The 8,541-nt window shown below is 60.2% G+C and carries 1 protein-coding gene; it reads right to left on the bottom strand.

Going from position 1 to position 8,541, the window contains the following annotated elements:
• On the bottom strand, positions 1-8,274 hold an 8,274-nt coding region (locus tag GRS48_RS12530; RefSeq protein ID WP_235028074.1), incomplete at its 3' end, for a right-handed parallel beta-helix repeat-containing protein.
• Positions 8,275-8,541: the final 267 nt, after the last annotated feature.

The raw sequence follows: 8,541 nt of genomic DNA, 5'->3' as shown, positions 1-8,541 counted from the left end.
GAGGTCGTACGTGCCCGGTTCGTCGGGCTCGAACGTGATGTTGATCGCCCCGAGGAGGTAGTAGCCGGGTGAGAGTGTCACTTCCTGGGTCCCGATGACCTCTGTTTCGCCGGTCTCCTGGTGGGTGGCGGTGAGGTCGATCTCCTCGGTTCCCTCGACGTTGCCGCCCTGATAGACGCTGCCGATGACGTACGTCTCCTCGCCCTCGATCAGCTCGACCTCGGAGGTCGACGCTGCGATCACCTGAATGTCCGACTCGGCCGGCTCGACCTCAACGGTGCCCGCGTTTCGCTCGCCCAACTCGAGGTCGTACGTGCCCGGTTCGTCGGGCTCGAACGTGATGTTGATCGCCCCGAGGAGGTAGTAGCCGGGTGAGAGTGTCACTTCCTGGCTGCCGATGACCTCGGTTTCGCCGGTCTCCTGGTGGGTGGCGGTGAGTGAGATTTCTTCCGTCTCTTCGACGTTGCCGCCCTGATAGACGCTGCCGATGACGTACGTCTCCTCGCCCTCGATGAGCGCTGCGTCCGCCGTCGACGCCGCGACCACGGTGATGTCGGTGATCGCCTCTTCGACCGCGATCAAGCCGGCGTCTCGGTCGCCCAACTCGAGGTCGTAGTAGCCGGGTTCGTCCGGTTCGAAGGTGATGTTGATCGCCCCGAGGAGGTAGTAGCCCGGTGAGAGTGTCACCTCCTGGCTGCCGAGGACGTGGGTTTCGCCGGTCTCGTTGTCCGTCGCCGTGAGTTCGATCGTTTCGGTGCCCTCGACGTCGCCATCGTTGTAGAGGCTCCCGACGACCGAGACCTCCTCGCCTTCGATGACTTCGACCTCGGAGGCGGAGGCGGCGATCACCTGGATGTCCGACTCGGCGGGTTCGACCTCAACGAAGCCGGCGTTTCTGTCGCCTAACTCGAGGTCGTACGTGCCCGCCTCCTCGGGCTTGAACGTGATGTTGATCGCCCCCAGATGGTAGTAGCCCGGCGAAAGCTCTGCTTCGACGGTGTCGACGGTGTGTGTCTCGCCGGTTTCCTGGTGGGTGGCGTTGAGCGCAATCTCTTCGGTACCGTCGGTATTCCCAGCTTGATAGATGCTCCCGATGACGTACGTCTCCTCGGTCTGTAGAATCTCGACGTCTGCCACCGAGGCCGCAATCACCTGAATGTCCGACACCGCGGCTTCAACTTCGACGGTTCCGGCATTTCGCTCGCCCAACTCGAGGTCGTACGTGCCCGCCTCCTCGGGCTCGAACGTGATGTTGATCGCCCCGAGGTGGTAGTAGCCGGGTGAGACTGTCACTTCCTGGCTGCCGAAAATATGCGTCTCGCCAGTCTCTTGGTGGGTGGCGGTGAGGTCGATCTCCTCGGTTCCCTCGACGTTGCCGCCCTGATAGACGCTGCCGATGACGTGCGCCTCCTCGCCTTCGATCAGCTCGATTTCGGAGGTCGACGCCGCGATCACCTGAATGTCCGACTCGGCCGGCTCGACCTCGACGGTGCCCGCGTTTCGCTCGCCCAACTCGAGGTCGTACGTGCCCGCCTCCTCGGGTTCGAACGTGATGTTGATCGCCCCGAGGAGGTAGTAGCCGGGTGAGAGGGTCACTTCCTGGCTGCTGATGACCTCGGTTTCGCCGGTCTCCTGGTTGGTGGCGGTGAGGTCGATCTCCTCGGTTCCCTCGATGTTCCCGCCTTGGTAGACGCTGCCGATGACGTACGTCTCTTCGCCTTCGATCAGCTCGAGTTGCGAGACGGACGCCGCGATCACCTGAATGTCGGACTCGGCCGGCTCGACCTCGACGGTGCCCGCGTTTCGCTCGCCCAACTCGAGGTCGTACGTGCCCGCTTCGTCGGGTTCGAACGTGATGTTGATCGCCCCGAGGAGGTAGTAGCCCGGTGAGAGTGTCACCTCCTGGCTGCCAACGACGTGTGTCACACCAGTCTCGTTGTGCGTCGCGGTGAGTTCAATCTCTTCGGTTCCCTGGATGTTGCCGCCCTGATAGATGCTGCCGATGACGTACGTCTCCTCACCCTCGATGAGTTCCATCTCCGAAGTGGAAGCAGCGACCACCGAGATGTCGGAGTACTGGTTTTCGATATGAACCGTCTCAACGACGAACCCGTTGAGCGTGATCGTCGCGTTCATTTCATCTTCATCGGCGGGCAAATCCGCTTCCGTCGGCGTCCATTCGAATTCCACAGCGCCGGGTGTCGCACCTGACGCTACGTCGACGATCGTGGTATCGATACGCTCGCCGTCGACGTTCAAGCCGACGTCGTAGGTTCCGGGCCCACCGTTGTTGAGCAGATCTCCAGTGATGCGGATGGTTTCTCCGAGAGCGATCGAAGACTGGTTCACGTCGGCACCGTAGATGAGGATATCTGCGTCAGCGTCCTCAATGACGGTGACCGTTCCAGCGTCGACACCGCCGACACTTATGTGGAACTCGCCAGCACTTTCAAACGTTTGCGTAAACGTGACATCCGCGCTCTCACCTGCGTCGAGCGTGACTGTCTTTGTCTCAACCGCCCCGCCGTCGACCTCAAGCGGAACAGTCAGTTCGCCATCGGCCTCGCCACCGTTCTCGACCGTTGCGTCGATCGTTGCCTCCTCACCAGTCTCGAGTTGAGTCGGTGTCACGCTCGCCCCGAGGACCTCGAGTTCGGGCTCTGGACCGGGTTGTGGCTCTTCGTCGGCTTCAACGGTCACCTCGACGCTATCCGTCTCACCTCCGTATGTGGCTGTTACCGTCGCCGTTCCCGGTTCTTTTGGACTGACCGCCGGGTTTGGGAGAGAGAAGAGATCAACGATTTCGACGACAGCCGTGTTGTCGCTCTCGAGAGTTGCTTCGTTAGACACGTCCTCTGTCGTTCCGTTATCGAACGTGGCGGTCACAACTACGGGGACTAACGACCCATTTTCGGTCAGCGTCGTCTCACTAATCGAAAGTTCGATCGACTCGACTTCGGGTTCTGGCTCTGGCTCGGGTACGGTGAGGACGAGATCAGCTACCGTCGTTTCTCCATCGGTCACCTCGACGTTTTCAACGGTACCTGACTCAGGAAGGCCCGAACCGCTCTCTTCGGTCGCCTCAAGCGTGTACGTTCCCGGCTCGAGTTCGAGTTCGTAGCTTCCCTCAGTGTCGGCTGCGACGGTCGCGACAGTCGTCCCCGAATCAAGCGCTCTGACAATCGCACCCTGTACTGAGTCGCCGCTCGATTCACGGGTGACCGTTCCGGTGATGGTTCCGAGGTTGTCCTCTTGGGTGAGTTCAATCGTCCCGATATCGGTATTCTCACCGACGTTCACTGCAATATCCTGTTCGAACTCCTCGTCGAATCCAGAGGCGGTAACTGTGAGTTGGTAAACGCCGGAGGGTGCCTCCACATCGAATTGCCCGTTCGCATCGGTCTCTACCGTCGTAGTGAATCCATCGGGGACAACCGACAAGCCACTGACGCCTTCCTGTTCGACGATTTCGACGTCTGCCTCGGCTATCGGGTCGGCATCCCTATCGACGACGGTACCAGTTATGCTCCCCGACCCGACCGATGTCAGTTGAACATCACGGGTCGTCGTCTCGTCTGCGGTTATTTCGATGTCGGATTCGACCGTCTCGCTATACTCATCGGCGTTCGCAGCGACGTCATAGGTCCCAACGGCAAGGGTAACGTCGTAGTTGCCGTTGGCGTCCGTCTCGAGTGTGTCCACCGTGGTCGTTCCATCACGGATTTCGACGGTCGCACCAGCGATCGTGTCAGTCGTGTCCGCGTCGGTTACCTGTCCAGAGAGCGTGCCGGTATTGACGAGCGGAGCCTCGAGCCATGGGTCGAATTGGACGGAATCATCATCCAACCACCACACATCGCGGATAGCGATTGAGTCGCCGCTTCCGTCTGCCACTTCACGTGTTTCGTTGTCGATTAGGCCACCGCTTGGGCCGTCGGTCGCACCCCACCAGTTATTCGTCGCATTGAGAACATACACGTCTCCAGGACGATAGTAGAGTCCGTCAGTGTTACCGGCGATCGAATTTTGGTTGACAAGGAAATTCTCGAGGTTGTCGCCGTCAACGGTGAGTCCAATCCCTGCGTTCTCCTCAATGGTGTTTTCAGTGATGGTGATCTGTTCGACGGGAGACCAGCCCTGTCTAGTCACCACAAGTCCGTCCTCGTTGTTGCGGACGGTGTTCGATTCGACCGTTCCGTCGGTGACGTCAAATTCGAGAGCGAATCCGATATCCCCCTGGTTGTCCGCGATGATATTATTCGCAACTGTTAGGCTCACCCCATCGATATCGAGGTTAACTCCCACCTCGCCGTTGTTGCTCACGACGTTGTCAGTGAAGGTAACGTGGTCTCCGCGGAGTCTGAGTGACACCCCTTCTCCACCGTTGTTGGTGATAGTGTTCTCACCAACCGTCACGTCTCCGCTGATCGTGTTAGTGCCGCCGCCGGGTTGCATCACCGCGTTATTGTCGCCGTCGGTAACCGTGTTGTTGGTAACCACGAGGTCGCCGATCGAACCGGCGAGTCTCAGACCAGTGAACCGCGTGCCGTCGATGACGTTGTCCTTGATTACCGCGTCGTCGGCGCTTAAGAGGTCTATACCACGATTGGCGTCCGTCACGTCGTTCCCGACGACCGAGAGTGACTCCGCGCTCCCGACCGAAATGGCGGTCGTCTCTGATCCGGTGATCGTGTTGTCCGCGATGGTGAGTTCGCCGGTCGTATCCGCAGTAATGATGACGTTTCGGTCGCTCGCTGTGATGCTTCCGTTCGAAATCGTCACGTCGTCGCTATCAGCCACATACACTCCGCGCTCCGAGTCCGTAATAGTAAACGTATCGACAGTCACACTTGCGGAGTGCCATGTGCTGACTGCACCGAGATTGCGCGTCTGTGGAGTCGTGAACGCCTCGCTGATAGTGGTAAACTCGCTGTCAGTGATGGTGACATCTTCTGCGTGAGTCACCTGGATTCCTGCCGTGACATCCGAAAACGAGTATCCGTCGAGATCGACGTTTTCGACATCGACGAGGATTATCTGTCCGGCATCCGGATCGATCTCTGGGTCATCTTCGTTGACGACGTACACGAGCGGATCACCGCCGACGGTGTTCCCCGACATCTCGTGTGGTTCCTCATCAAGGTTCTCCGGGACGTTGGCGAGCCCGACGCCAGTTGCGAACTCGTTGTCGGTGACGATGGCGTCAGTCGCATCGTCAAGCAGAAGGTCGATCTCCGTCTCCGAAAATTCGTTTGCATGGATTTCGAGGCCGTCACGGTCGCTGGTTATCCCGATGGGTGTGTCACTTATTGTGTTGAACTCGATTACCGTATTGCCCTGTGCATCGATACCAACGAACTCCACGTCTTCGATGGTGTTGTCAGCGACGACTGATGCACCTTGCACCTCGATTCCGTCCCCGTCAGGCGCTGTCACATGGTTGTGACGGACCTCGGCCCTGGACCCGGCCGTAATACCGTTTTCGTTGCCCGTTACGGTGTTGTGCTCTACGACGTTGTCCGGCGCTTGGAACGTGCCGAGGTCGATTCCCGCACCCGCGTTGTCCGTCACGGTGTTGTTCGTGACAGAACCGTCACTGCCTCCCTGATCGTTTTGGTTGTATGTAATTCCACCCTGGTTTCTGCGTATCTCATTGGCGTCGACGGTGAACCGATCGTTTCGGTTACCCAGATAGAGGCCATCCCCACCGTTATCCGTGATGGTGTTTCGGAGAACCGACGCGTCAGTAACTCCACTCGAAAACGCGATCGCGTCACCACCATTGTCGTGGATGTGGTTATCAGCGATTACGATATCGTTCGAACTGGCCACCTCAATGGCGTCAACAGCGTTGGTGACGGTGTTATTGCGGAAGGTGAACCGGTCGCCCTCGGCCTCCACTGCTGCATCAAACCCATCCGCAGTGTACCCCTCAATTTGGAATCCCTCGACAGTCACGCCATCGTCAGTGACCGTAATCGCCCGCTCGAGTTCGTCACCACCCTCGAGAACCGCCCCACGCTCGGAAACCGTCCGGAGGGTGAGCGGCTTGTCGATGGTGAGCGACTCCTCATAGGTGCCGTCGCCGACGATGATCGTGTCGCCGGGTTGGGCGGCGTCGATCGCCGCCTGGATGCTGTCACCGTCTTGGACGCCGTCAACGAGGACTTCGACTTCGCCGACTGACTGGCCGTCAACCTCGAGTTCGTAGACGCCTGCTTCGGCGAGGGGAACGCTCAGTCGCTCGGTCGAACTCGATTCGCCGTCGACCACAATCGTTTCGGTGACGCTTGCGACTTCGGTCTCACCGTCGGAGGCGACGAGTTCACTCTCGACGCTGTCCTGGGTCTCGCCGAGGTTTTCATAGCGGACGTCGACGCTCGCTTCGCCCGCTGCGCTCGGATCGATCGGTGCTTCGATGCCGCTGATAATCGAGTCCTGCAGGCGGTTGACGTCGGACAGGTAGATGGGCTCGTTCGCTGAGAGAACGTCAATCGTCTCGATTTCTCTGTCGTTGATGTAGACCGTGTACTTGCCGGGTTCCTCGGCCGAGTCGCTGGTGAGGGTGTACGTCGCCGTCCCACCCAACTCAGGACCTTCTGCGTCGAAGGACTTCACCTCCTCGCGGCCGTCGAACGCCGGTCCTTCGAGCGAAAGCGTTGCGCTCTCACTAACGTATTCGTCCCCGAGGTTCGTCGCGTCGTAGGTGATCTGTATCAGGTCACCCTCCAATAGTCGCGTGTCGGAGAAGAGGAACGCCGACCGGAACACGGGGTCGTTCTCGTCGACGACGGTGAGCGTGCCGACCTCCTCGCCGTTGATTGCAAGGGTGTACTCGCCGCTCTCGTCGGGTGCAGTCAGCGACAGTTCGACCGTGTTCGTACCGTACGCGGGCACGTCAGTCGTCTCGCTACCCTGCGGGTCGTCGTCCAGTTCGAGCGTGTAGGTCGCCGACGTGGTCGGATCCCAGTCGTTTCTGACCGTCGCCGTGACCGTCAGTTCATCCTCGGCGAACACGCCCTCGTCGTACTCGACGCCGACAACTCGAGGCTCGACATCCGGAATTTCACCGGTCCATTGGTGATGCTGTCCGCCGAGCATCACGCGGGAGTCGCTGCTGGAGCCCGTCACGCCCGCATCGATCGCCATAAGACGCTCGTCACCGGTCGTGACGGCAACGTACGCTACGCCGTCGACGACGATGACTTCGCTTCGGTCACCCGTCTCGACGGACCACCGCTCGGTGCCGTCGTTCGGGTCGAGTGCCCTGAACGCCCCCGAGTCTGTCGTCTGTGGGACGAAGAGCGTCCCGTCTGCGACCGTCGGTGCGTCGAATACAGCGTCGTCGTCCGACCAGCGCTCGCTCCCGTCAGTCGGATCAAGCGCGTATAACCCGTCATAACCGACGTAAACCGTGGGTTCGTTGTTCTCGGCGGCGACCGTCGGTGTAGTCGGGACGGTCGCAAGGGCCGTCTGTGCGACGCCGAGATACGCTTGCCAGACCGTCTCGCCGTCAGCCGTATCGACTGCCGACACGAATCCCGGCTCATCGTCACCCGCGGTGTGGCTGACGTAGACGTGTCCGTCGGCGACCGTCGGTCCTTTGGCGATCTCGATGGACTCCTCGGCTTCCCACTGCCACTGCTCGGTGCCGGTATCGGCGTCGAACGCGATCATGCCGCTGGAAGCGCCACCGTTGACGACGTACACCGTCCCATCGACGGCTGTGGGCCCGCTGCGGATCGCATCGGTCTCCTTTGCCCACTCCTCGTCGCCGGTTTCGGCATCGAGTGCGGTGACCCGCGAAGTATCCGCGTTGACGTGTTTGACGGCGTGAACGGTGCCGTCGCCGACCGAGATACCGCCACGAGCATCGAAATCAGCGTGCCACTCGACGGTCCCCAGTTCGAGATCCAGAGCCCACACGCCGGGTGTCGTCGTCGGTGCCGTCGGATCCGAGGCGTACGCGTAAACGACCCCGTCGACCACGGTCAGCCCACTGGCCGCGACGTCAACCGCCCACCGTTCTTCACCAGTACCGACGTCGTAGGCCACGACGCGATCCGGGGAGTCGATTCCCCCGGTCGTCATCACGAGTATTCCATCAACGACGATCGGAGGTCTGTCTGAACTGATGTCTTCGTCAGCTTCCCAAAGCAGATCGCCCGCCTCAGTATCGAACTGACTCGGGCCGACGCGATCCGTTGTGTTCTCTACGTCCGCTGTCACGACTGCAACACCGCCCGCGCCCGCGACGAGGAGCGTGCCACACATCAGTAGGGTGACGAGCAAGACGAGTGATCGGGGCGTCTTTCTCACAACGGAGGGACGGGCGGTTCCTACTGAAGCCAGCGGGAACGCGTGTCGAGGCTGGACTCGGTTCCAGCTCATCGGACGGTGCTACCTGCATTTGAAGGGATAACGCGGGGCGCTTCACAGAAATCCGCAAGTGATCCGTTTCCGTCTGGGAACGACACGAGCGTCGGAACGCTCGCAGTATAAGAACACCTGTAATTCATATCTGACTTGGAACCCGGACCG

It is taken from the genome of Halorubrum sp. JWXQ-INN 858, from assembly GCF_009806985.1.
Taxonomy (GTDB): Archaea; Halobacteriota; Halobacteria; order Halobacteriales; family Haloferacaceae; genus Halorubrum.
Note: the sequence above shows the minus strand (reverse complement) of the source record. Positions and strands in the feature narration are given on the sequence as shown.